19 protein-coding genes, 1 tRNA gene and 2 pseudogenes are annotated in these 22115 nt (G+C 67.7%); 9 read left to right on the top strand and 13 right to left on the bottom strand.

The window, feature by feature from the left end; all coding sequences use genetic code 11:
* Window positions 1–200: 200 nt before the first annotated feature.
* From OG558_RS24955 to OG558_RS24965, 3 genes are read right to left on the bottom strand one after another with little or no spacing between them, the layout of a single operon-like run.
* On the bottom strand, window positions 201–602 hold the full coding sequence (locus tag OG558_RS24955) for a hypothetical protein (protein ID WP_405065188.1): 402 nt from the start codon (window positions 600–602) through the stop codon (window positions 201–203).
* Complete coding sequence (locus OG558_RS24960) at window positions 602–1777, bottom strand: WD40/YVTN/BNR-like repeat-containing protein (RefSeq protein ID WP_405065189.1); 1176 nt, start codon at window positions 1775–1777, stop codon at window positions 602–604. The genes OG558_RS24955 and OG558_RS24960 overlap by 1 nt, the downstream gene beginning before the upstream one ends.
* Window positions 1770–2279: an RNA polymerase sigma factor gene (locus tag OG558_RS24965; protein ID WP_405065190.1), complete on the bottom strand. Its 510-nt coding sequence runs from the start codon at window positions 2277–2279 to the stop codon at window positions 1770–1772. The genes OG558_RS24960 and OG558_RS24965 overlap by 8 nt, the downstream gene beginning before the upstream one ends.
* Window positions 2280–2639: 360 nt before the next feature.
* Here OG558_RS24965 and OG558_RS24970 point away from each other — a divergent pair, with 360 nt between their 5' ends.
* The gene (locus tag OG558_RS24970) at window positions 2640–3896 is read left to right on the top strand and encodes a hypothetical protein (RefSeq protein WP_405065191.1); all 1257 of its coding nucleotides are present in this window, start codon (window positions 2640–2642) and stop codon (window positions 3894–3896) included.
* A gap of 507 nt (window positions 3897–4403) precedes the next feature.
* Here the strand turns inward: OG558_RS24970 and OG558_RS24975 are convergent.
* On the bottom strand, window positions 4404–4898 hold the full coding sequence (locus tag OG558_RS24975) for an AAA family ATPase (RefSeq protein WP_405065192.1): 495 nt from the start codon (window positions 4896–4898) through the stop codon (window positions 4404–4406).
* Between the two features lie 390 nt (window positions 4899–5288).
* Here OG558_RS24975 and OG558_RS24980 point away from each other — a divergent pair, with 390 nt between their 5' ends.
* On the top strand, window positions 5289–5714 hold the full coding sequence (locus OG558_RS24980) for a hypothetical protein (RefSeq protein WP_405065193.1): 426 nt from the start codon (window positions 5289–5291) through the stop codon (window positions 5712–5714).
* Window positions 5715–5817: 103 nt separating this feature from the next.
* On the opposite strand, the pseudogene OG558_RS24985 reads toward OG558_RS24980, so the two are convergent.
* Window positions 5818–5889, bottom strand: a pseudogene (locus OG558_RS24985) (hypothetical protein); the annotation flags it as partial.
* A 231-nt stretch (window positions 5890–6120) separates the two neighbouring features.
* On the opposite strand from OG558_RS24985, the gene OG558_RS24990 reads away from it, so the two are divergent.
* Together OG558_RS24990 and OG558_RS24995 are read left to right on the top strand one after the other, a co-directional pair.
* Window positions 6121–6663, top strand: a complete 543-nt coding sequence (locus OG558_RS24990; RefSeq protein WP_405065194.1) for an AAA family ATPase — start codon at window positions 6121–6123, stop codon at window positions 6661–6663.
* A 280-nt stretch (window positions 6664–6943) separates the two neighbouring features.
* Entirely contained in the window at window positions 6944–7372 is a 429-nt protein-coding gene (locus OG558_RS24995; RefSeq protein ID WP_405065195.1) for a hypothetical protein, read from the top strand.
* 432 nt (window positions 7373–7804) lie between these two features.
* Here OG558_RS24995 and ppgK read toward each other — a convergent pair whose 3' ends face one another.
* From ppgK to OG558_RS25010, 3 genes are all read right to left on the bottom strand, one after another.
* Complete coding sequence (gene ppgK, locus OG558_RS25000) at window positions 7805–8557, bottom strand: polyphosphate--glucose phosphotransferase (protein WP_405065196.1); 753 nt, start codon at window positions 8555–8557, stop codon at window positions 7805–7807.
* A gap of 319 nt (window positions 8558–8876) precedes the next feature.
* On the bottom strand, window positions 8877–9077 hold the full coding sequence (locus tag OG558_RS25005; RefSeq protein ID WP_405065197.1) for an SOS response-associated peptidase family protein: 201 nt from the start codon (window positions 9075–9077) through the stop codon (window positions 8877–8879).
* A gap of 204 nt (window positions 9078–9281) precedes the next feature.
* Window positions 9282–9419, bottom strand: coding sequence for a hypothetical protein (locus tag OG558_RS25010; RefSeq protein WP_405065198.1), 138 nt, complete (start codon window positions 9417–9419; stop codon window positions 9282–9284).
* A gap of 258 nt (window positions 9420–9677) precedes the next feature.
* On the opposite strand from OG558_RS25010, the gene OG558_RS25015 reads away from it, so the two are divergent.
* Window positions 9678–10124 (top strand): hypothetical protein, encoded by a 447-nt coding sequence (locus OG558_RS25015; RefSeq protein WP_405065199.1) that lies wholly within the window; start codon window positions 9678–9680, stop codon window positions 10122–10124.
* A 230-nt stretch (window positions 10125–10354) separates the two neighbouring features.
* Here OG558_RS25015 and OG558_RS25020 read toward each other — a convergent pair.
* A pseudogene (locus tag OG558_RS25020) lies at window positions 10355–10693 on the bottom strand (VOC family protein); the annotation flags it as partial.
* A gap of 10 nt (window positions 10694–10703) precedes the next feature.
* Window positions 10704–11276: a helix-turn-helix domain-containing protein gene (locus OG558_RS25025; protein WP_329475052.1), complete on the bottom strand. Its 573-nt coding sequence runs from the start codon at window positions 11274–11276 to the stop codon at window positions 10704–10706.
* A gap of 108 nt (window positions 11277–11384) precedes the next feature.
* Here OG558_RS25025 and OG558_RS25030 point away from each other — a divergent pair, with 108 nt between their 5' ends.
* The gene (locus tag OG558_RS25030; protein ID WP_405065200.1) at window positions 11385–11759 is read left to right on the top strand and encodes a DUF4267 domain-containing protein; all 375 of its coding nucleotides are present in this window, start codon (window positions 11385–11387) and stop codon (window positions 11757–11759) included.
* 80 nt (window positions 11760–11839) lie between these two features.
* Here the strand turns inward: OG558_RS25030 and OG558_RS25035 are convergent, their stop codons facing one another.
* The 3 genes from OG558_RS25035 to OG558_RS25045 form a co-directional block, all read right to left on the bottom strand.
* On the bottom strand, window positions 11840–12526 hold the full coding sequence (locus OG558_RS25035; protein ID WP_405065201.1) for a tyrosine-type recombinase/integrase: 687 nt from the start codon (window positions 12524–12526) through the stop codon (window positions 11840–11842).
* Window positions 12527–13150: 624 nt separating this feature from the next.
* Window positions 13151–13714: a dihydrofolate reductase family protein gene (locus tag OG558_RS25040; protein ID WP_405065202.1), complete on the bottom strand. Its 564-nt coding sequence runs from the start codon at window positions 13712–13714 to the stop codon at window positions 13151–13153.
* Window positions 13715–14904: 1190 nt separating this feature from the next.
* A tRNA-Arg gene (locus tag OG558_RS25045) sits at window positions 14905–14978 on the bottom strand.
* Window positions 14979–15150: 172 nt separating this feature from the next.
* On the opposite strand from OG558_RS25045, the gene OG558_RS25050 reads away from it, so the two are divergent.
* The 3 genes from OG558_RS25050 (at window position 15151) to OG558_RS25060 (ending at window position 22087) form a co-directional block, all read left to right on the top strand.
* Entirely contained in the window at window positions 15151–16662 is a 1512-nt protein-coding gene (locus tag OG558_RS25050; RefSeq protein ID WP_405065203.1) for a PrsW family intramembrane metalloprotease, read from the top strand.
* A gap of 89 nt (window positions 16663–16751) precedes the next feature.
* Entirely contained in the window at window positions 16752–20411 is a 3660-nt protein-coding gene (locus OG558_RS25055; RefSeq protein ID WP_405065204.1) for an AAA family ATPase, read from the top strand.
* Window positions 20408–22087 carry a GTPase gene (locus OG558_RS25060; protein WP_405065205.1) on the top strand — a complete coding sequence of 560 codons (1680 nt, stop codon included), beginning with the start codon at window positions 20408–20410 and terminating at the stop codon, window positions 22085–22087. Before OG558_RS25055 ends, OG558_RS25060 begins: the two co-directional genes overlap by 4 nt.
* Window positions 22088–22115 lie beyond the last annotated feature (28 nt).

A 22115-nucleotide genomic window follows, 5' to 3' on the forward strand; every position in this document is an offset into this window, starting at 1 on the left:
TCTCTCTCAGTCGGATGGTTACATCGTAACCACAGTGTACGGCGTAACCAAACGACCGGCGCACTGAAGAGTTCAGTCAGGTGGGGTATGACGGCGTCGACAGGCGGCTGTTGGCCCACCGCGTTGGATATCGCCGGTTGTAGCCGGCCCGGAACTCCCGGAGCTGAGCTGAGCTGAGCCACAATGTGGTCTCGTCTGGTTCAGAGGAGTGTTGCCGCGTCGGCGAGCAGGTCGCATTGGGTTCTCCAGTCGCTGTCGCTGAAGCCCATCACAAGATGATCGGCGCCGGCCTGGTGGAACTCTGCCAGGCGCTCGGCGGCCTGGCGCGGACCGCCAGTGATCGGTACGCCGGTCGCTGGGTAGCCGTAGTTCGCACGAATGGATTCCTCGATCTGCCGCTGCGAGGCGACCTCGTTGCCGAGGGCACCCGTCGCGCCCACGGCGATCACTCGTGGGGTGTCGGCCAGGTCCGCCAGGCGGGCCGCACCGGCCGCCACCTCGGCGGCCGGAATCAGCGAAGGGAACCACCCATCGGCGGCCCGTGCGGCGCGACGCAGCGCAACTGGTGATGCGTTGCCGACCCAGAAGGGTGGCCGTGGCACTAGCGAGGCTCGAAGTACTTCCAGGTCTTGCCGTGATCGGTGCTGGTGATGGCGTGGTTGCCGTTGTACTGCATCCCGTAGACGAACCCGCCGATACTTGTCAGCCCGCCCAGGTCGGCCGGCGGTGTGAACGCCGCACCGGCACCGGGTCGGAGGAGTTCGCGCTTCTTGCCCTGATAGAGCGCGAGCCCCGTCCCGTTGTCGAAAGCAACGGGAGACGACAGGTACGTCGGGTTCCGGGTGGCCACTGTCGTCCAGTGTTCGCCCCGGTCGGTGGACAACTGCAGCGGCACCAGGTCACCTGTCGTGCCGGGCTTGCTGCCTGGGATCGCCACGATCGTCTTGCCGTCGGGGCTGACTCCCAGCCGGCCGCCCATCCGGCCCGGGCTGATGACGGAATGGTCCCAGGTCTTGCCGCGGTCATCGGTCCAGTAGATGTTGCCGACGCCGCTGTTCTTGGCGCCGACCAGCCACCACCGTCCGGTGGTGTCGCGTTGGGGCTGGTAGGCGTTGTCGATCCCGGGGATCTTCACCTCCCGCAGAGTGCCGGTCTCCGGATTCAGCGCCCGTAGGGTGCCGGACGCCAGCAGCACGTCGCCGTCGCCGAACTCGGTGGTCGGCGGAGCCCAGCGCAGCTTCTTCTCGATCCGGCCCTGATCCGTCAGGCCGACCATCACCGCCTGGGCCCAGGTCGGATCGCTGCCCTTCATGCTCGTCGGCATCGACAGTGCCAGCACCTCGTCACCGACCCGCAGCACGTCGTACTGGTTCTTGCGCACCGGCGCGGTGGTCCGCACGCCGTCACGGCTCAGCACCGCGGCGTAGTTCCAGGTGTATCCCGGCTGAGGTGACATCCAGACCGAGGCCCACCGGGTCGGCGTGGCGAACGCGATGCCGACAGCGCCCGACTTCTTGTCGTGGATCAGCTTCTCGGCCGCCTGGTCGACCGGAGCCGACGCCGGGGTGCCGGCGGTCGGCGGCTTCTCGGTACCGGTCGCGTTCCCGAGCGGCAGAACGGCAGCCAGTACTGCGATCGTCACCGTCGCAACGACTCCCGCGCCGGTCAGCGCCTGCCGACGGTGCCGGCGGCGAACGCCACGGCGCTCCAGAGCCTCGAAGGGCAACGGCTGGACGGTCTTCTGGACCTCCCAGGACAGTTCTTTCAGCTCAGACATGGTTGACCTCCTCGGCGTCGTCGGCGAACTCGTGGACCAGCGGGGCCAGGCCGGCCCTGCCCCGGGAGAGGCGAGCCTTGATCGTCCCCTCCGGAACACCCAGCTGTACGGCGATCTCACGTACCGGCAGATCGACGATGTGGTGCAGCACAATCGCCTCGCGCTGTTCGTAGGGGAGCTGCCGCAAGGCCCCGACCAGAGCGACCCGGTCCGCGGACAGCCCGGTCGTCGTGGTCTCGGGGACACCTGCGCGGGAGAGCAACCCGTGGAATCGGGTCGCGCGGCGGTAGCGCCGGCGTACGGCGTTCAGCGCGACTGCGCGCAGCCACGCCTCCGGGTTGTCGAGCTGGGCGAACCGTCGGGGTTTCTCGACCGCCCGGACGAACGCCTCCTGAACGGCATCCTCGGCCTCGCCCAGGTTGCCGCAGATCGCGAACAGTTGCCCGACCAGCCGCCGGTAACACCCCTCGTACAGCTCGCGCACCGTGTCGCCGTCAGCCATCACCACTCCCCAGATCGGACCCTTTTCCTGCACGAGTCCTGGCGGAAGGATCCGGTTGCATCACCAAAGCACGATGTCCGAACGTTCGCATGCGCAACCGACGGGTCTGAACACCCTGCTCAGCCAGCCACCCGGGAGCTTTTGATCGGTGGCGGGCTCGGGCCGATCGCCGCCACGTAGGCGGCCAGGTCCGCCACTCGTCCGCTTGCGACCCGACCTCACTCCCGACGATCTCGACCAGCTCGATTCCTGAGCCCCCAGACCCCTGGATCCTTGCGGGCGGTTGTGTATCAGCGGGCGTCCTGTGTTGCTCCGATAGATGGGCAGTTACACGTGGTAGCCCCCGCAGGGAGAACGACAATGATCGACGACCACGCGCTCGCCGAGGGCATAGAGCGCATCGAGGCCCTCACCGCACCAACGCTCCAGGACGTTCGCACGACCTTCACCGCGCTGGATCGCACGGTCGCCTCGGTCGGCGCGGAGTGCCGGAGCATCTCCCAGACCCTGGACGCCTTGGGCAGCGCACTCCAAGTGGTCACCCAGAGCGGCGGAACGACCCAGCAATGGGGTGGATTCGGCATCATCGGCTTGCCCATCGTCGGCGCGATGCGCGCCGCCCAGGGCATCACCAGTCAGTACGTCAAACAGCAAACCGGGGTCTCGCTCACGACCTGGACCGATCTCGTCGCCAGCTCGTCAGCGCAGTTCGACGCCTACCTGTCCCAGCTGGAAACCGTGGCCGCGCTTTCGCAGCGGTACCACACCGCAGCGGCGAGCCAGCTGGATCCGGACGAAGCCCGCGAGGACCAGACGATCCTTCGGGAGACCCGCTGGCGGACGCAGGCCTGGAAGCAGGTCCTGGGCCGTGTGGCGCAGCTGGGCCGGCTCGTGGACACGATCCTGAAGATGAACCTCACTGGCGAGCAAGGACTACCTGACGCCGACCGTTCGGACAGGTCGTCCAGTTTGTCCGGTTCCCTGCAGAAGCGGATCAAGGACGTGCAGAGCCGGACAGTCGAGAAGTCGAGTGATCTGCGCGAGTGGGTGCTGCAGCCCTTCGTCGACATCCGCGACAGCGTCAAGCGGCTGCCCAGCCAGACCGAGCGGCTCGCACAGGAGGTCGCGTTGCTCGAGGTCCTGCTCGAGCTCGAGGTCGCCGAGATCCGTGCCTGCCTCGGCGAGATCCCGCCCACCGAGGTCAGGATCGTCGGCCTGAGGGTGGCGGCCGGTGTGACCTTGCCGGAACTCGGCCGCCGGCTCGCCACTGCCCAGCAGCGCGCGCTCGCCCACCAGACCTACCTGGATCGACTCGACTGCGCCCACAACGCCGGCGAGGTCCCCGAACGGGTCTACGCCATCCTGTCGGCGGAATACCGGAGCAGCCTGGCCACCAGCCGGTCCCACCTGGCCGAACTCGAGGCCGAAGCCGACGTATGGCGGCGAGACGGCCAGGCGGTCCTCGACGCGTGCGCCGACTGGATGACGCTGGAACTGGCTGTCCTGGCCGCGCGGGCAGTGACCGAGCAGAGGGAGGCAGCCGGTGATCGCCGCGTTCTCCTGCAGCGCGAATTGGACCGTGTCAACGAGGCAAGAAGCGTGCTGGCCACCCTTTAGCGCCGCCACCCACTCCTGACCGTTGCGGTTGGGGCCGGGCGGGGCCGGCCTGCTCCGGGCGCTCCCGGCGGCGCGCGGGCCGGAACGCACGCTTGGTCCGCTCCAGCCGGTACGCCGTCTCTGCCTTGATCAAGTCTGGCGTCAACGGTGTCCCGAACATGGTTTCATCTCCTGCGATTTGTGGCGCCCTCGTGGGCGGCCGCTCACCCCTTCTACGAACACCTTCGGCCGGATCCGACACCGCCTCCGGAACTCCTTGGAGGACTTCCTGTATGGACTCGGGGATGCACGGATGGGCCTGGCCATTGCCCTCATGGCGCTGGCAGCCGCGCGGCGAGCCCGGCATGTAGGGGCAGCCCGCCTCGAGGCCGGTAGTCACAGGCGTGCCTCGCCGGGCGGCGCCGGAGTACGGCAGATATCAACGGCTCAGCGCGAAAGTTGCAATTTCCTGCAATTCCGGTAACACCCGGAGCCTTGCCAGCGATGTGATCGATGCTGGCCCGTGTGTCAGTGAATGCTGCGAAGGATTTCGTCAACGACGAATTCGAGCGGTGCGGTGGCGTCGATTGCCCATCCCTGAGCAATGCCTTGCTTCGTGTGGTGCAAGTGCATGATGATTTCTCGCTCCTCTTGCCTGCCGCCCCAGTCGCTGGGGTCAACGAGTACGCGCTCATCAATCCGGCGCATCACAGTGTCAAGGTCGGCGACTTCAAGGACAAAAACGCCATCAAGAAGGTCGATGAACTCCGAAGAATTCCTAGAGCCTCCGCAGAAAAACGTTACCGCCTCGTCCTGGTTGGCGAGCAAGGCCTTGACCTTCGCTACGTCCCAAATGGGCGGTAGGTGGCAGTCGGGTGCACTGCCACTGGCGGATTCGCCCGGCTTCGGGTCGCTGCGGAGTTCCCTGTCACCATGAATAGCCTGATAGCCCCGTCGCTGCAATTCGTCGCAGACCGTGGTTTTGCCGGTGCCGGAACCGCCGTCAATCAGGTAGTTTCTCATGCCCATGGGTAGGTGTCACCGCCCGAATAACCATATGTCGTGCGTCGCGTGCGCCCAGTCGGCCGTGGCCCAATCACCTGCGCACCGATCTCCTGTAGGTCCATACCAGCACAGAACCCTATCGATGCATCTGACTGATCGCACGCCAATAATGTGGCTCTTCAATCTTGACCGGGCACGACACGCGGTCTCTGCGAACAGGCCACGAGCTTGAGCGACGGTACGAGCCTGCTGCTCGGAGTAGTGGCGGCGCGGGATGCTGCGGATGCCGTGGATCACGTCCGCGGATTCGCTGAAGCGTGCGGGCGTACCGGATGGGTGCTCGGTCCTCTATCCCGGGCGTCCCGACAAACCCGGTCATTTCATCGTGATGATGATCCTGCCGCGCGTGTGCTCTACGAACGCGGCGGGGGCGGCAGCCAGGTCGCGGACGGCCGTGACAAGCGGTGTGAGCCGCCCATCGCGGAGGCGAGCGGCCAACTGAGCCGACTGTTCGCGGTTGGGCTCGACGACGAAGAAGACTGCCCGGCCGCCGCGGGGCTGGATGGTCGGCGGATCGGCGACAGTGACCAGAATGCCGCCGGGCGCACCAGCGTGGTGGAGCGGTCGCGGATCTCGCCGCCGATGACGTCGAACACCACGTCGACCTCGCCGGCGTCCTCGAGTTGGTCGCTGTCCAGGTCGAGGAACTCGTGGGCGCCCTGGGCGCCGGCCAGGTCCCGGTCGGAGGCCCGGCCGGTGCCGATGATGTGGGTACCGGCCTCGCGGGCCAGTTGTACGGCGACCGAGCGACGGAGCCGCCGGCGCCGTGGATGAGGACGGTTTGGCCTGCTCGCAGCTGGGCGTGGTTGAACAGCGCTTGCCAGGCAGTCAGCCCGAAGACCCGCTGACCGACCGTGAGACCCGTGGTGCCGTAGCCGAGCTCGACGACTACACCGGACAGTTCGTGGCCGAGGACACTTGGCGTGCGGTCGCGGCCGGCGCGGTCGATCCAGGTCCCGGGCCAGTCCGGCTGGCCTCGGAGGAAGCCTGCGGCGTCAGCTGGTCAGGTGGATCGAGGGCAGGTCGTCGCCGGTCAGTGTCAGGGGCGCCTTCGGCCTCAGCCGACGTTGGTTGGCCGCGAACGCCAGGCACTACGCTCACATCGTCCGGAAGGGCCATGCTGCGCCTGCATGGCAATCCGCCGGATTTCTGACGCCGTCATGTTGGAGGAGACCTAACGATGTCTGGCGCCACGCTGTTCTTGATGGTCGGGCTTCCCGGCGCCGGCAAGACCACCCGGGCTCAAGAGCTGGCAAGGTCACACGATGCGCTGCGGTTGACTCCGGATGAGTGGCACCTTTCCTTGCTCGGCACCTCGCTGAGGGCCGACGGCAAGCGTGACCTCTTGGAAGGCTGGCTGATTACGATGGCGCTGCGGTCACTGCGGCTGGGGACCAGCGTGGTCCTCGACTTCGGGCTCTGGAGCCGAGACGAGCGGTCGGCACTGCGCTGGCTGGCCAGCCAAGCCGGAATGCCGTGCCAGGTGGTCTATCTGCCCGTCGACCTGGACGTCCAACTCGCCCGTATCGCGTATCGCCAGGCCACCACGCCGCAGACCTTCCCGATGCCCGAGGCCGACGTTGCCGGCTGGCGTACCCAGTTCCAGGCACCCGACGCCGCCGAGCTCGCCGACGCGGACAGTCCTTGTCCGCCCGAACGTTGGACGACCTGGCTGGCGTGGGCCGTCGACCGATGGCCGACGCTCACCGCCGACTACTGCTAGGGCGCCATCGGGCCCCCGACCCGTCGAAGAGCCCGGCGCCGGCCGCCAACTCACCGCGCAGCAGTGGATGACATCGGCGCGTACCTCGCGATGTGGGCGAACCGGGACGAGTCACCGGCCCCGGCCAGGGGGGACCCTCACGACCACCAGGACCCTCATGGCCGCCTCCAGGGCATCCCTTTGCGAGGAGGATAGCGACGCGGCGCACGCGGGCACTGGTGGTTGCACACCGTGCATCGAAGGAGGAACGTCGTCAGGAGGCCTGGCCGGGAGGTGGACCATGAAGCTCGAGCATCTCTGTGATGTCGAGTGGCGCTACGACCTAGTCCAGACGGTCGAGCCGTCAGCGGCAGGTGACGGCCTGCTGTACGGGCAGGGGACCGCGGCCTTCACGGGGCGGCTCACCGGCACCGCCAAGTGGTCCAACAACCCCAGGGTCCAGGGAGGGTATGCCCACCCCAACGCCCGCGGGACGGTCGATGTCGGCGCCGGCGGCTTCGTGCTGTTCCGGCTGACCGGCCTATCGAACCTCACCGACGGCTCGGGCCTGCACGTCCTGACCTTCCTGACCGACCACGAACCCCACCAGTGGCTCAACCATGTCCTCGCCATCGGCGAGGGATCCATCGACGTCCAGCGCGCCGCCCTGTCGATGCGCTACTACACCTGCGAGGTCGACTTCCGCCCGCAGATTCCCGCCGACGGCTGACCGCGGGACGACCGTCCGGCCTGTGTCCCTGGCTGCGGACACAGGCGCGTACGTTGACAGCCGAGTTGGAGCTCTCAGCAGTTCGAGTTGTCTGCAGCTGGTGTCGTGAAACCGCGTCACGACATTTTCCGCCCCGCTACTTGACGTGAGACCGAGCATCACCGTTATGCGGTGCGCGACCTCGCCGTACTCGAGACCGGTACCTGAACTGGCGCTGACCCGGCCGGAAATCACTTCCAGCCAGGTTGCGTGCTGCTACTCCCGGCCCATGAAGTCCCGTCCCTGCCAGTTGTGGCCGTGCAGCTCAAGGCGGTGTGCTGCCGCGCGCTGCGGGGGCCACCGAAACACGGCCCGGTCGCGGCGTGCTCGGCGGAACGCCCTAAGCTCCCGCACCTGCTGCCCGTCGTCGCCGAGCTCAGGTTGTAGCCCGGCCTAGTCGGTGAACTTCTCGTGCGCGGCCATCGCCGCGCCGACGATGCCGGCGTTGTTGAGCAGCTGAGCCGGCTTCACCGGGGTGGAGATCTCGAGCAGCGGCACCCACTTGTCGGCGTGCTTGCTGACCCCGCCGCCGACCACGAACAGGTCGGGGGTGAATAGGTTCTCCACGTGCCGAAGGTATCGCTGCACTCGCTTGGCCCACTGTTTGTACGACAGGTCCTCGTTGTCCTTCGCTGCCGAGGAGGCCTTCTCCTCCGCGTCGTACCCGTCCAGCTCGAGGTGACCGAGCTCGGTGTTGGGCACGAGCTGGCCGTCGAGCAGCAGCGCGCTGCCGATACCGGTGCCGAAGGTGAGCAGGATGACCACGCCGTCGACGCCTTTGGCCGCGCCGAACCGGGCCTCGGCGATGCCGGCCGCGTCGGCGTCGTTGAGCACGGTCACGTCGCAGTGGGTGATATCGGTGAAGAGCGTCTCGACGTCGGTCCCGATCCAGCTCTTGTCGACGTTCGCGGCGGTCTTGGCCACGCCGTTCTTGATCACGGCCGGGAACGTCGCGCCCAGCTCACCGGTCCACTCGGCCTCCTTGACCAGCCGGGCCACGACCGCGGCGACGGGCTCCGGGGTGGACGGGTTGGGCGTCAGGTACTTCACCCGCTCCGCGGCTAGGTCGCCCGTCTCCAGGTCGACGACGGCGCCTTTGATCCCGCTGCCGCCGATGTCGATCCCGAAAGCGGTCGACGTCCTCATCCTGGTCACCTGATCCTCTCCTCTCGCCGCCTGCAACCTACTCTCTAGACCGTTGCTCCGCGGCTCTGACCACACGTAGTTGCTCGCTCTCACGGAGCGGCTCGCCTGCGGTGCCGGTGCCCTGACCGTACGGCCGCGGGCCGACGGCGGGCCGCTCGGTCGACTCGATTGCAGTTGCTCTCGGTGCACACCGACACCGGCGGCTCCGTTCGCCTGCACTACGCAGTGACCGAAACCTGACCTCTCCTGCGACAGCTTGACTATTGCAGAGAATCCGGTTGCCGATCTTGGGGTCCTTGGCCCAGGACGGCACCAGACCTCATTTCAGGTTCCGCAGTTGCCGGACCGGCTCGGTGTCCTCGTCTCCGCCGCGCGGCGGCCGGGCCAGCACGGTTGGGCTGGTCTTGGTCGGTGCGACGTTGTAGCCCGGCGCCCTCTCTTCGTCGGCCAGCGCCTCCTCGATCTTGAACGTCTCAAGCAGGTTCTCGCGGCTTCGACTGGGTGCATAGCGTCCGCACATACCGCCAGCCTGCCAGACCACAATGACAGTCGCGGCCCTCACAGCATCGGTGACCGACCGTGCTAGCGATTCGGCGGGGCAACCCAGGTGACTTGGCCCGCCGATTGGGTAACGCTCGGGCGACCAGCGACGACGGGGGGAATCTGAGCTGCCCGAGGCACCAACCAAACGCAACAATCGCCGGGCCTGGACCGCCGAAGAGGTTCAGCAGGTCTCGCGCGGCAACACGCCGGTCGGCGTGACGAGCATCAAGCTCGGGCGGAGCCAGGACTCGATCCGGTCGAAGGCGCGCTCTGAGGGGATCTCGCTGGCGCCGCCGAACCGGTCGCCGTACGGCGACATGAGCGGACAAGCGGGCGCATGCTGGTGCCGTGGCGAGGTCGTGGTGTGGCCGCCGTTCGGTCGAACGCGCGGGGGGGTAGCGGGTGATGCCGGCGCCGCGGCGTATCCAGCCCGCTGGGGTGCGGGTCCCGGCTGAGCTGGCCGGGCCGGTCGAGGTTGCGCTGGCCCGCTCGGTCGACCAGATCCCGGCACCGAACGCTCTGCCGGGCGCGGGTCACGTTACGAAGTGAAGTGGGATGGCTAGCCCGCGCGGGCGCGGTGGCGAGGGACGGCAAGGTTCGATTGTGGTCTCGGAACGGCAAGGAGTTCACCGACAAGTTCCCCGATGGCGTTGGCGCTCTTGAGGCCCAGTTGCGGGTGGATTGTGTGCTGGACGGTGAGTTGGTGGTGTGGACTGGTGAGCGGGTGGATTTCGATGCGCTCCAGCGCCGGATGGTGAACACGGCGGCGACGGTGCGTCGGCGCCTGGTTGTGAAAGAGCCGGCTCCTTCGTGGCGTTCGGTGTGCTGGCGGTCGACGGCGTCGATATCCGCAATTTGCGATGGTCGATCCGGCGTCGCCGGTTGGAGTCGCTGGCACAGAACTGGCGCCCTTATCCGGACTAAGCAGTTTGCAGTGGCGACGTCTCGACGGGCAGAGGTCCTGTTGCTCATCGGCTCCATGACAATGGGCGTTAGCATCCATCGACTAGTGTCGTGTCCCTGAAGTTCGTTCGCAAAAGCGTTTGAGGGAGTCGAGGATCTCCTCGGCGGTTTTGGTCCAGGCGAACGGCTTCGGGTCGGCGTTCCAGGTCTTGGCCCAGGCCCGCAGGTCGCGTTCGAGTGCTTGGACGCTGATGTGGACGCCGCGCTTGAGGAGCTTCTCGGTGAGGAGTCCGAACGCGCGTTCGACTTGGTTGATTCAGGAGGCGCTGGTCGGGTGATGCCCTCCGGGTCTTGAAGGACGTGCCAGTTCTCGTCGCCGGTCTGGCCGACGTCGGCGGGCCTGGCGCCCAGGGCGAGCAGCCGCTCCAGTTCGGCGTCCTGGTCGCGGTCGGTCGCGTTGACGTCGATGTGGAGCGGGAGCGTCCCGGGCTTCGGATCGGTGCTGGGGCTGAGGGGGAGCGTCGGCTGGAGCCCGCCGAACCCGGAAGCGGGGCCGATCTCGATGCCGCCGGCGGGTTCTCGGCCGAGTTCGATGTAGTCGAGGACGGCGCTCCAGAACGCGGCGAGCCGTTCGGGGTCTTCGCAGTCGAGGACCAGTTCGCTGATGCGGGATGCCCTGCCCGCCAGTATACGAACGGCCCTACGCGGGGGCGTTGGCGAAGAGCGCGACGAGCAGGTCGAGGCGCTGCTCCTGCGCGGACTGCGGGATCCGGCCGCTGCGCAGCAGCACCGCCATGCCGTGGAGCGAACCCCAGACCAGCTCGGCGAGGGCCGCGTTCCTGTCGTTGACCGGGCCGAACGCGCTCACGATCTCGTTGAACGCGGCGCGCAGCGGGGCCGGGGTCTCGGCTCTGGCCCATTTCACGTTGGTCGGCAAGGAGAACATGGCCTGATACGCGGCCGGGTGCGCGGCGGCGAACTCCAGGTACGCGGTGCAGACCGCGCGGATGGCCTCGTGCTCGGGGGCGGCGAGGCGCGCCTCCCGAAGGAGCTCGGCCATCTCGCCGATGCCCTCGATGGCGACGGCGTCGCGGATGGCCTCCATGTTCGCGAAGTGGCCGTAGAGGACCGGTTGGCTGTACTCGACCTTGTCGGCGAGCCTGCGGGTGGTCACGGTCTCCCAGCCTTCGGCTTCGGCGAGTTCGCGGGCGGCGGTGATGATCAGCCGGCGTCGTTCGGCGCGTTGCCGTTCACGGCGTTCAGTGGCAGTCACCACATGATTCTAGCACTGATAGATTTCTGGTCGCCGATAACCTATCGTTGAACGTGACCCTAGCATTGCTAGACTTCATAGCACGTCCCTCCGAAAGGAACCACCCCCATGCTCGCCATCATCGCCACCGCCCTCGCCGCGCTCATCGGACTCGCCGTCGTCGCCATGGGCACCACCGGCATGCTCAAGCCCCAGTTCTTCGCCACCTTCGGCATCCCCGGCACCGCCCCGGGCCCGGTCCTCGACAACTGGCTCACGGTGAAAGGTGGACGCGACGTCGGCACCGGACTCATGCTCCTGGTCGTGACCGCGCTCGGCACCACCTCGCTCGCCGGCTGGGTCATGCTCGCCGCCACCGTGATGCCCGTCTTCGACGGCCTGATCGTCCTGCGCTCCAACGGACCCCGCGCGGCCGCTTACGGCGTCCACTTCGCCACCGCAGCGGTCATGGCCGTCATCGCCGTCCTCCTGCTCCTCGCCTGAGCACGGCCAAGGCCGGTCCCGTGCGGACTCAGCCTTCGCCATGCCGTCAGCCGCTACGATCCCGACTGAAGCCGGACATGTCAGTCATTCTTGATCGTGGGGAGGCCGAGCAGCACTGGGCTGTCGTCGGCGGTCAGGCGTTCCATTTCCTCGAGCTTTTCCTCCGCACCGGCGAGGCTGACCTTTAGTCCTTCGACCTCGCCTAGCCAGTTGTTCTGTTCGGCTTCGGTGATGCGGGCGTGGAGGTTGTTGATGATCTCGCGAAGCCGGTCGATCTGGTCCGGGTCGGGCCTGAGCAACGTGCAGCGCAGGCAGGCGTGTTCGTGGTGGCAGTTGGTGCCGTAGGCGCGGCCGCAGCTGCCGAGGCTGACCTTGCGCTTCACGAAGTGGCCTTCGAACTCTTCCCACTCCGCGGGGGTCGGGCGACGGTATTCCTCGCTGGGCCGCGTGAGCCGTCGCTGGCCGATCCAGGTGCGGTGATGGCCGATCACGTCTTGGGGATAGACCGCCGCGTATCCCTGCGTGGTGGCGATGCTCTTGTGACCGAGCAGGACCTGCACGATGTGGGGTGGCAGGCCGCTGGCCAGGGCGTCGGTCGCAAAGACGCGGCGGAAGTCGTGGGTGGTGAAGTGGACTTGTTCTCCGTCGATGATGATGTTGGCGCGTTCCGCGCACCTGCGTAGCAATGTCCAGACGGTGCCAGCTGAGATTGGCCGGAGTCGGGGCCCCAGTACTTGGCGAACAGGTGCGGCAGTGCAGGACCCCATCGTGGTCGTGCGGGTCCCAGCGTGGCGTCAGCGGAATGTCTTGGTGGCCGCCACGAACGCGGTGGATGACTTCGGACAGGACGTGCACGAGTTCGGGGCCTGCGACGAGGAGGCGTTCTTCGTCGGTCTTGCTGGGTGCGATGTGCAGGAGGGGGGATTTCTTCTTCTGTTGAAGGGATCCGGTAGGGAACGATCGAGACATGGGTCAGTTCGAGTAGCTCCTCGCAGCGGATTCCGGTGAGTCGAAATGTCTCGATCAGGGCCCATGACCAGAAGGCTGCGTCCTCTTCGTAGCTGAGGTTGCGCGACTTGTGGTCTGCGCAGTCGATGCGAACCTGTCCGGTGGGCCGGGCCCGTCGGACAGTCCAGGTATCACCGGCAACGCTGATGCCGGCGCGATGGCCGGCCGCGGCGGCCGCAGCGAGCAGCTCGGCCGACGCGCGGCGGTCCTTCCTCGCCTGCGCGAGTAGTTGCGGGAGAACCGGTGCGTTCTGCCGGGTTCAGAATCCGGCAGAACGGCGAGCTACGAGCCTGCTACGCCAAGCTGCGCCGGCCCGTCGCCTCCGTCGTCCTGGTTCTCGTCGACGTGGTCAGCAGCAGCGGCGAACACATCAGCGATCGAGCTCAACGCCTCGTCTCGTACCTGGTCAGGACCACGCCGCCGGGAAACGTCCGCGTCTCCACCAGGTTCAGGTTCACCCAGCTGTCCAGCGCGGTGAAGAACGGTGTGCCGCCGCCCACCAGCACCGGATGGGTGACGATCTCGTACTCATCGACCAGCCCGGCCCGCATGGCCGCCCCAGCGAGCGTGGCGCCACCGACCCTCATCGGCTCGCCGTCGTCGGCCTTGAGCCGGGTGATCTCCGCTACAGCGTCGCCGGTGACCAAGCGGGTGTTCCAGTCGACCTTGTCGATCGTCGAGGAGAACACTACCTTCGGCGTGTCCCGCCAGTTCCGCGCGAACTCGATCTGCGCTGGGGTGGCGTCGGGCTGCTGGTCGCCGGTCGGCCAGTGGGAACTCATCGCCTCCCACAGCTTGCGCCCGTACATCAACAGCCCGATCGCCAACTCCTGGTCGAGCCACCACTGAAACAGCTCGTCGCTCGGCGCGCCCCAGCCGATGTCGTCGCCGGGCGCGGCGATGTAGCCGTCCAGGGACAGGTTCATGCCGTAGATCAGTTTTCGCATGGCGCCATGCCTTTCTGTCAGTCCGGCGACCTTTCTCCGGCCGCCCGTCACCCCTACTACGAACGCCTCACTCCGGATCCGACAGGTCTTCTCACGAGGCTTCTAGTCGGCGCCTACACGGCAGTGGCACTTGCTCGGGCCTGCGCCGATGAGCTGCTTGGACTCCGGGTATGGGCCGGTCTCGGGAGTCTAGATCGGCTCGGCGCAGGAAACTGATCAATGCGCGATCTGAGTTCGGCGGTAGTCATTCGTGCTCGGTGCGCGCAGCGTCGCCCACTCGGCCGGCCAGGGCAACCCGCCTAATCTCAACCCCGCCCGCGCACAGCAAGCAGCGCACCCACTCCACACGCGAACAGACTGCTCAGCCCGGTAGATGCCGTGCAACTAACGTGCAATTGGATGAGGTCAACGCTGGTTACTCGGCGGGCCGAGACAGACCACCGATCGTGCTCGGCGGGCCGGCTCCTGGTCCTCGGTCAATGCTTCCAAGCCGGTTATGCGGCAGCTTGCCGACTGACGCCCACCGATGGACAGACCCTACTGGCCACACGCTACTGATCTTCGAGCTCGACTGCTGACGCTCCTGCAAGTGACGCGCTGGACGCGGCATCCTGCAAGGTTGTCTCCCCGGAGAGCTGCTACTTCGCCGGTGACCCGGTGGTGCTGCTCGGATTGATCAAGCTGGTCGACCCGGTTGGCTCGGCACGTCGATCCGCCTCCGCCAGCATGGTCGCGTTCGTGGTGCGAAGTGGTGTCAACTCATGTGGGATATGTGGTCGGGGTGCGAACACGGCGAGGGCTTCAGCAATTCGCGGAGCTTGTCCTGGAGCGGTGCACGGAACCAGTACAGGACTGTGACAACGACCGCTGGCCACAGGAAGGCCCGGAGGTGCTCAAGTGCGAGTCGTGCATCTGAAACGACGTAGGTGAACACCAGCCAGAGGCCGCTCGCAGTGATGAGCACGGCGAATGGTGCTCGGATCGCTCGCCAAATGCCAGTTGATCTTGGTCTGCTGTCGCCCACTCCTGCGCGCCGAGTTGCTAGTTGTCACCCGGCCGCCTCGGACGGGACTGGACCGCGCCATTTGACTGCATTCATCCCTGGTTCGCACCACATGTAGCCCCACGGGAAGCGGTCCGGGATGAGGTCACTCCGGCCCATCAGGCCGCTGACCTGCGGATTCGTGGGGCGCCCCCGGCAGGACTCGAACCTGCGACCAACGGATTAGAAGTCCGACGCTCTATCCAGCTGAGCTACGGGGGCACACGGCACGGAAGAGTCTCTCAGATGGGCGGGTGATCGCGCCTCTGGGTTCTCGGGTATGTCGCGGCGACGAGCGCCGTACGGGGTGAAAAATACAGGGTTGTCGTTCCATCCCGGTAACGCTGAGTGGGTGGTTCTGCCACGGGATGGGCTCCCCAACTAGGCTTCGGGCATGAGTTACCCCTCACCAGGCCCGGCCGGCTCGCCGCAACCCGCGGCGGGGTCGGCGTACTCGCCCGGCGGTCCGTACCCGCAGCCGAACGTGCGTGGCACCCACCCGATCCCGGGTCAGCGGCGGAACCAGGGCATCCTGATCGGCATCGTGGTCGCGGTGGTGTTCGCGATCGCGGGCCTGGTGATCTTCGGCATCGTGGCCAAGTCGACCGGCGCGGGCGGCTTCACCTGGGGGCTGGTGTTCGCGTTCGTCCCCGTCATCCCGGTGATCGCGCTGTATCTGTGGCTGGACCGTTACGAGCCGGAGCCGACCAAGTACATCCTGTTCGCGCTGTGCTGGGGGGCCTTCATCGCCACCCTGGTCGCGATCTTCATCAACACCGAGGTGTCGCACCGGCTGGCCGAGACCGGCGTCGGCGGTGACCGGTCGGCCGTGTTCGTCGCGCCGCCGGTGGAGGAGTTCGCCAAGGGATCCGTGATCCTGCTGCTGGCGCTCGTACGGCGCAAGGAGTTCGACGGCATCATCGACGGCCTCGTGTACGCCGGGATGGTCGGCGTCGGGTTCGCCTTCACCGAGAACATCCTCTACTACGGGCGCATCTTCAACACGCTGTCCGAGGAGTCCGGCAGCGACGCGGGTCTGCGCGGCGCGTTCGTGCTGTTCGTGATCCGCGGGCTGATCTCGCCGTTCGCCCATCCACTCTTCACGTCGTTCACCGCGATCGGGATCGGCGTCGCGATCCGGAGCCGAAGTACGGCGGTCCGTTTCCTCGCCCCTGTCGTCGGGTACCTGGCCGCAGTGCTGGCCCACGGACTCTGGAACGGTGGCGCCAGCTGGGCCGGTGGCGGCGGCTTCATCACCGTCTACCTGTTCCTGATGGTGCCGATCTTCATCGGCATGGTCGTGTTCGCCCTGGTGATGCGATCCCGGGAGGGACAGATGATCGCGTCCCGGCTGTACGACTATGTGCGGTTCGGCTGGCTGGTTCCACAGGACGTACCGCTGATCGCGACGCTGCGCGGGCGTAAGGCGCTCCGGCAGAACGCGAAACGGTATGGTCCGCAGGCCGAAGCCGCCGCGAAGGCGTTCCAGCAGAACGCGACCGAGCTGGCGTACCTGCGGGACAAGATCGTCCGGCAGGTCATCGGCCCGGACGCGCTGGAGACCGAGAAGCAGCTGCTCGACGAACTGCGCGAACGGCGCCCGAGCGTGCCGTTCCCGCCGATGCCGGCGTTCGCCCAGGCGGCGCCGCAGTTCCAGGGCCCACCCGGGGGACCGGGCGGGCCCATGCCGGGGCCTGTTCCCGGTGGCCAGCTTGGTGGGCCGGTGCCTGGTGGGCCGTATCCCGGTGCTGGGCAGCCGGCTCCGCAGGGTGGGTATCCTCCGGCTCAGCCGGGGTATCCCTCCGGGCAACCCGGTTACCCAGCGAGCCAACCTGGTTACCCACCGGGACCCACTGGTCAGCAAGGACCGCCGGGAGGATACGGTCCGTATCCACCGTCGCAGTGACTGCCACCCGTCCACGCCGCCAAACGGGAACACGATGACTTTGCTTCTGCGCTGTCCGACCGGGCACTCTGTGCTCGTGGGCGGACGCCGTGGCTGACATCAGGTCAGCAGCTGGTGAAGGTTCGGAGCCGCGGGTTCCGAACCAGGATCAGCCTGCCCAGGAGCTGGCGAACCTGATCGCCCAGTCGAGCGCGCAGTCCGATGCCAAAGGCAAAGGCTTCTGGCGCCGCCGTCGCCGCAAGTCCGCCACCCCACCCGAACCTCCGAGCACGCCCGACTCCGCAGCCACGCCGACGGCGGCCGGCCTCACCCCCGACGCTGGCGTCAAGCAGCCCGAGGCACGGTCTGAGTCCGCCGCCAAGGCCAGTACGCCGGAAGCCGAGAAGCCGGCCTCCGACGAGACGCCCGCCGCAACCACCGACGAGCCGACGTCAGCCGCCGAAGGGCAGGCCCCAGCCACCGACAAGCCGGCAGCCGACAACCAGTCGTCCGATGCGGCCGACGGCGACTCGTCTGCGGCAGCTGACGGCCAGTCGTCCGATCCGGCCGGCAATGTGGCAGCCGAGGGAGTTGACGGCCAGTCGTCCGAGGCAGCCGACAGGGCGGGGTCTGAAGCGGCCAAGGAGCAGCAGCCGAAGGCAGCGGACGAGCCAGCGCCGGATGCGGCCGACGCGACGCCTGCCGAGGCGGACGCTGCACCTGTCGCCAACTCTGCCGAAAACTCACCCGCCGTACCTGCATCCTCCACGGTGGGCGTCATCTACGAGCCGGACGAGTCCCCGGACGGCTTCCCCCTCGAATACGGCAACATCATCGTCGGCCTCCCCAAAGCCGAGAAGTCAGACGACTCCACCGAGGCAACCCCCGAAACCCCGGCCACCAATGCAGCCGAGACATCCCCCCGGCAGTCCGCAGAAGGCGCCGACGAGCAGTCTTCGAACGAGCCTGCGGGAGACGGCCCGGCGGCCGACTCGGACGGCACCTCCTCGGAGCTGTCCACAGAAGACACCCCAGCCGCGGAGCAGGCGCCTAAGAGCGAACAGCTCGCCGAGGAGTCTTCCGAGAGCGCGCCGAACGCCGAGACCGACGCAGACGCCGGTGAGAAGTCCACCGGGATCTCGGCAGAGGCGCCGGGGGCAGGCGATGGAGTTGCCGCCGCAGGCGACGCTGCCGATGCTGTAGCTGAGGCCTCCAACGAGGCTGCCGACCCTGCAGCCGAGGATGGCGGCGAGGCGGACGCGGCTGACGCTGAGGGCTCCGACGTGGCCGGTGGTGCTGCTCAGGCCGAGGGTGCCAAGTCCGCACCGAAGAAGAACAAGAAGCGTGCGGCAGCGGCAGCGGCCGACGCAGCAGCCGAGACTGGTGCGGCGGCTGAGAAGGTGCCCTCCGGGACTACTGCCGACGCGTCTGCTGTGGGGGGTCGGGCTGCTGACGAGGCTGTCGCCCCGGGGGCCGAGGATTCGAGCGAGGCTGCCGATGCTGTGGCAGGGGGTTCGAGTGAGGCTGTGGGCGCCGCGGCGGAGGGCTCGGGCGGGGCTGGGGACGCTGCGGCTGAGGACGCCGGTGAAGGCTCCGGTGACGAGCAGGCTGAGGGTTCGCCCGCTGGGCGCGCTGAAGCTGACGAGACTGCGCCTGAGCGGGACTCGCAGAGCTCGTCGGCAGCTGAGGACGCCGACGGTGCCTCGGAGGTAGCTGCTGCGGTTGGGAGCGCTGACGAGGCTGCGGACGGTGGCCACGCTGAGGCCGGCGACAGCGCGGAGGCCTCTGAAGAGCCTGCGGCGGAAGATGCTGCTGCGGATGCCACAGGCGACAGCTCGGAAGAGCCTGCGGCCGAGCAGGACGATGCTGCGCAGAGCGACGCGACGCACGACGATGGCGAGCAGAAGGGCGCTGGGCAGGACGCCGCCGCGCAGGGCGATGCGAGGCAGGGCGATGCCGCGCAGAGCGATGCCGCGCAGCGCGACGCCGGGCAGGAGGCTGCCCAGGAGGCTGAGGAAGTTCGGGAGCTGACTGCGGAGGAGTTGGCTGAGCGGTTGGCAGCTGAGCAGGCTGCTATGGCTTTGATTACGGCGCTGATGAAGTTGCGGGGTGCGCTGGCTGGTAGTCAGTTGCCGTTGGATGTGGTGGGGGCTGACGAGGCTCGGCAGCAGCAGAAGGCGATGTTGGATCAGCTGGATGACTACCTGCTGCCTCGGCTGGTGCAGTTGGAAGCGCCAGTGCTGGCGGTGGTTGGTGGCTCGACCGGAGCGGGGAAGTCGACGCTGGTCAACACTGTCATTGGGAAGGTTGTCAGCGAGCCGGGTGTGTTGCGGCCGACTACGCGATCGCCGGTGTTGATTCATCACCCGGCCGACGCGGACTGGTTCGTGGGTGACCGGGTGCTGCCGGGGATGGCGCGGACGAGTTCCGAGAGTCCGGGTGGGACCGAGGATGCGGGCCAGTTGCGGTTGGTTGCCGCTGACACCGTTCCGCAGGGGCTGGCGATCCTGGATGCGCCTGACATCGACTCGGTCGTCGAGGCGAACCGTGATCTCGCGACCCAGTTGCTCGCGGCAGCCGACCTCTGGCTGTTCGTGACCACGGCCGCCCGGTACTCCGACGCGGTCCCGTGGGACTTCCTCCAGAGTGCGTCGGACCGCGGTACGGCGATCGCCGTCGTCCTCGACCGGGCTCCCGGGGAGACGATCGACGACATCACCGGGCACCTCGCACAGATGCTGCTCGAGCGCGGGCTCGGCGACTCGCCGCTGTTCTCGATCCAGGAGACAGTTGTCGACGGCAACGGGATGCTGCCGGCCGAGACCGTTGCCTCGATCAAGGACTGGCTGATCGACCTGGCCGCCGACGCGGAGGCCCGGGCGGCCGTTGTCCGCCGTACCCTGCAGGGCGCGGTCAGCGCGATGGTGAAGACGACGCCGCCGTTCGCGGCCGCGGTCCGGGCTCAGGCCGACACCGCGATCGAACTGCGGTCGACGGCCGAGTCGGCGTACGACCAGGCTGTCAAGGACATCGCCAAGGCCACGCAGGACGGAACGCTGTTGCGGGGCGAGGTGCTCGCCCGCTGGCAGGAGTTCGTCGGCACGGGCGAACTACTGAAGGGCTTGCAGACCAACGTCGGCCGGATGCGCGACAAGGTGAAGAAGTCGCTCGTCAACCAGCCGGCGCAGACCCGCGACGTCAGCGACGCGATCGAGTCCGGCCTTGAGTCGCTGCTGCGCGAGCAGGCAGCGGCCGCTGCCGAACGGGCCGAGAAGGCCTGGCAGGCGAGTGCAGCCGGACGCCAATTGCTCGCCGCTGGAGGCCCCGAGATCGGCGCGCTGTCCGAGGACTTCCCGGCCGCCGCCGGCCGCACGGTCCGCGAGTGGCAGGCCTACGTGCTCGACCTGGTCCGCAAGGAAGGCGCCGACAAGCGCTCGACCGCCCGCATCCTGGAGTACGGCGTCAACAGCCTGGGACTCTCGCTGATGGTGGTGATCTTCGCCAGCGGTACGGGCATCCCGAAGGCGGCCGAGGCAAGCGCCGGCGCCGGAAGTGCGGTCGTCGGGCAGAAGTTGCTGGAGGCTGTCTTCGGCGACACGTCCGTACGTACCCTGGTCGACAAGGCGCGTGAAGACCTTGACGGTAAGGTTCATGCCCTGATGGATGCCGAATTCGCCCGCTATCTGGCTGTCCTTGACCAGCATCCGGTCGACCCCGAGACGGCCAGGCAACTGACGGAGGCCGCGCGCGCGGTGGAGGACTGCACGTGACGGAAACAGTGGATACGGTCGAGGCGCCACTGCGGGGTGCGACCGATGTCCTGAAGAAGATCGACGCCGTCGAGGCAGCCGCGAAGGCCGGCCAGGGCCGGCTGGATCCGGTGGTGCTCACCGAGGCCACGCAGATCGTGGACCGGTCCGGGCAGCGCATGCGGATGTCCGGCGAGCTGACGGTGGTCGCGCTGGCCGGTGCGACCGGCTCCGGCAAGTCGTCGCTGTTCAACGCGTTGACCGGGCTCGACCTGGCCGCGATCGGCACGCGCCGGCCGACCAGCTCGATGCCGCTCGCCTGTGTCTGGGGAGAGGAGCCGGCCGGCGAAGTGCTGAACTGGCTGGGCATCCCGCGCCGGCACCAGGTGCAGCATCGCAGCTCCTTGGAGGAGGCGCAGTCCGACGACCTGGACGGGCTGGTCCTGCTGGACCTTCCCGACCATGACTCGACCGAGGTCGAGCACCGCCTGATCGTCGACCGGCTCGTGGAGCTGGTCGACCTGCTCGTGTGGGTGGTGGATCCGCAGAAGTACGCCGATGCCGCGCTGCACAACCGGTACATCAAGCCGTTCGCCTCGCATTCCGGGGTGATGGTGTTCGCGCTGAACCACATCGACAAACTGACACCGGACCAGCAGAAGAGCTGCCTCAACGACCTCGACCGGCTGCTCAAGTCGGACGGCCTCAAGTCGCCGACGGTCGTCGCGACCTCCGCTGTCAGCGGTGACGGGCTGGACGAGGTGCGGGCCCTGCTGGTCAAGCGGGTCAGCAACAAACGCTCCGCACGCGAACGGCTCTCCGCGGATGTCGACCGGATCGCGGACCGAATGGCGAGCCAGTGTGGCAACGCCAAGACCCCGGAGATCGCCCAGAGCGACATCACCGAGCTCGTCGAAGCGCTGTCCGACGCAAGCGGTCTCCCGGTCGTGGTCGACGCCGTACGACGTTCGTACCTGCAGCGTGCCCGGGCGGCGACGGGATGGCCGGTCACCAAGTGGCTCGGACGATTCCGGCCCGATCCGTTGCGGCGGCTGCACGTCGACCAGGTCTCGCGCCAGCAGGGCAAGGCGTTGCGGAAGTCCGCGTCCAACGAGGTCGCGATCGCCCGCTCTTCGTTGCCTGCGGCAACTCCAGTGCAGCGGGCCCGGATGGACACCGCCGTACGCACGATCACCACGAAGGCCGCGGAAGGACTGTCGCGTCCGTGGGCCGACTCGGTGCGGACGGCGATCCGCCGCCGGGAGGAGTCGCTCGGCGACGAGCTCGACCAGGCGGTCGCGCGGACCGACCTCGGTGCGACCAACAACCCCGGCTGGTGGGGCGCTGCTCGCTTCGTCCAGTGGCTGCTCTTCCTGATCATGCTGGGCGGCGGTCTGTGGCTCGCCGCGCTGCTCGTGGCCGGGATCGCAGGCTTGGACGACCCGCCGCTGCCGGAATGGAACGGGATCCCGTACGCCTGGATCATGCTCGTCGGCGGTGCTGTCCTCGGACTCGCGCTCTCCTTCGTCTGCCGCCTCTTCGCGGCCAGTGGAGCCGTCCGTCGCTCTCGCCTGGTGGGCAAGGCGCTGCGCACGGAGCTCGAGAAAGTTGCCGAGAGCCACGTTGTAGCGCCGGCCCGCGAGGAGCTGGACGCCTACACCACCTGCCGGGACAACCTCGCCACCGCTCGTCAGTAGCCCTCCGATGCCACGCGCGCGCCGTGCG

The organism is Kribbella sp. NBC_01510, assembly GCF_045040325.1.
In the GTDB taxonomy this organism is placed as follows: Bacteria; Actinomycetota; Actinomycetes; order Propionibacteriales; family Kribbellaceae; genus Kribbella.

Bases quoted from the DNA above. Each gene is read 5' to 3' on its own strand.
- OG558_RS24960 (WP_405065189.1), bottom strand. From the start codon at position 1,777: ATGTCTGAGCTGAAAGAACTGTCCTGGGAGGTCCAGAAGACCGTCCAG.
- OG558_RS24965 (WP_405065190.1), bottom strand. From the start codon at position 2,279: ATGGCTGACGGCGACACGGTGCGCGAGCTGTACGAGGGGTGTTACCGG.
- OG558_RS24970 (WP_405065191.1), top strand. From the start codon at position 2,640: ATGATCGACGACCACGCGCTCGCCGAGGGCATAGAGCGCATCGAGGCC.
- OG558_RS24975 (WP_405065192.1), bottom strand. From the start codon at position 4,898: ATGAGAAACTACCTGATTGACGGCGGTTCCGGCACCGGCAAAACCACG.
- OG558_RS24990 (WP_405065194.1), top strand. From the start codon at position 6,121: ATGTCTGGCGCCACGCTGTTCTTGATGGTCGGGCTTCCCGGCGCCGGC.
- OG558_RS24995 (WP_405065195.1), top strand. From the start codon at position 6,944: ATGAAGCTCGAGCATCTCTGTGATGTCGAGTGGCGCTACGACCTAGTC.
- ppgK (WP_405065196.1), bottom strand. From the start codon at position 8,557: ATGAGGACGTCGACCGCTTTCGGGATCGACATCGGCGGCAGCGGGATC.
- OG558_RS25005 (WP_405065197.1), bottom strand. From the start codon at position 9,077: ATGTGCGGACGCTATGCACCCAGTCGAAGCCGCGAGAACCTGCTTGAG.
- OG558_RS25010 (WP_405065198.1), bottom strand. From the start codon at position 9,419: ATGTCGCCGTACGGCGACCGGTTCGGCGGCGCCAGCGAGATCCCCTCA.
- OG558_RS25030 (WP_405065200.1), top strand. From the start codon at position 11,385: ATGCTCGCCATCATCGCCACCGCCCTCGCCGCGCTCATCGGACTCGCC.
- OG558_RS25035 (WP_405065201.1), bottom strand. From the start codon at position 12,526: ATGGGGTCCTGCACTGCCGCACCTGTTCGCCAAGTACTGGGGCCCCGA.
- OG558_RS25040 (WP_405065202.1), bottom strand. From the start codon at position 13,714: ATGCGAAAACTGATCTACGGCATGAACCTGTCCCTGGACGGCTACATC.
- OG558_RS25050 (WP_405065203.1), top strand. From the start codon at position 15,151: ATGAGTTACCCCTCACCAGGCCCGGCCGGCTCGCCGCAACCCGCGGCG.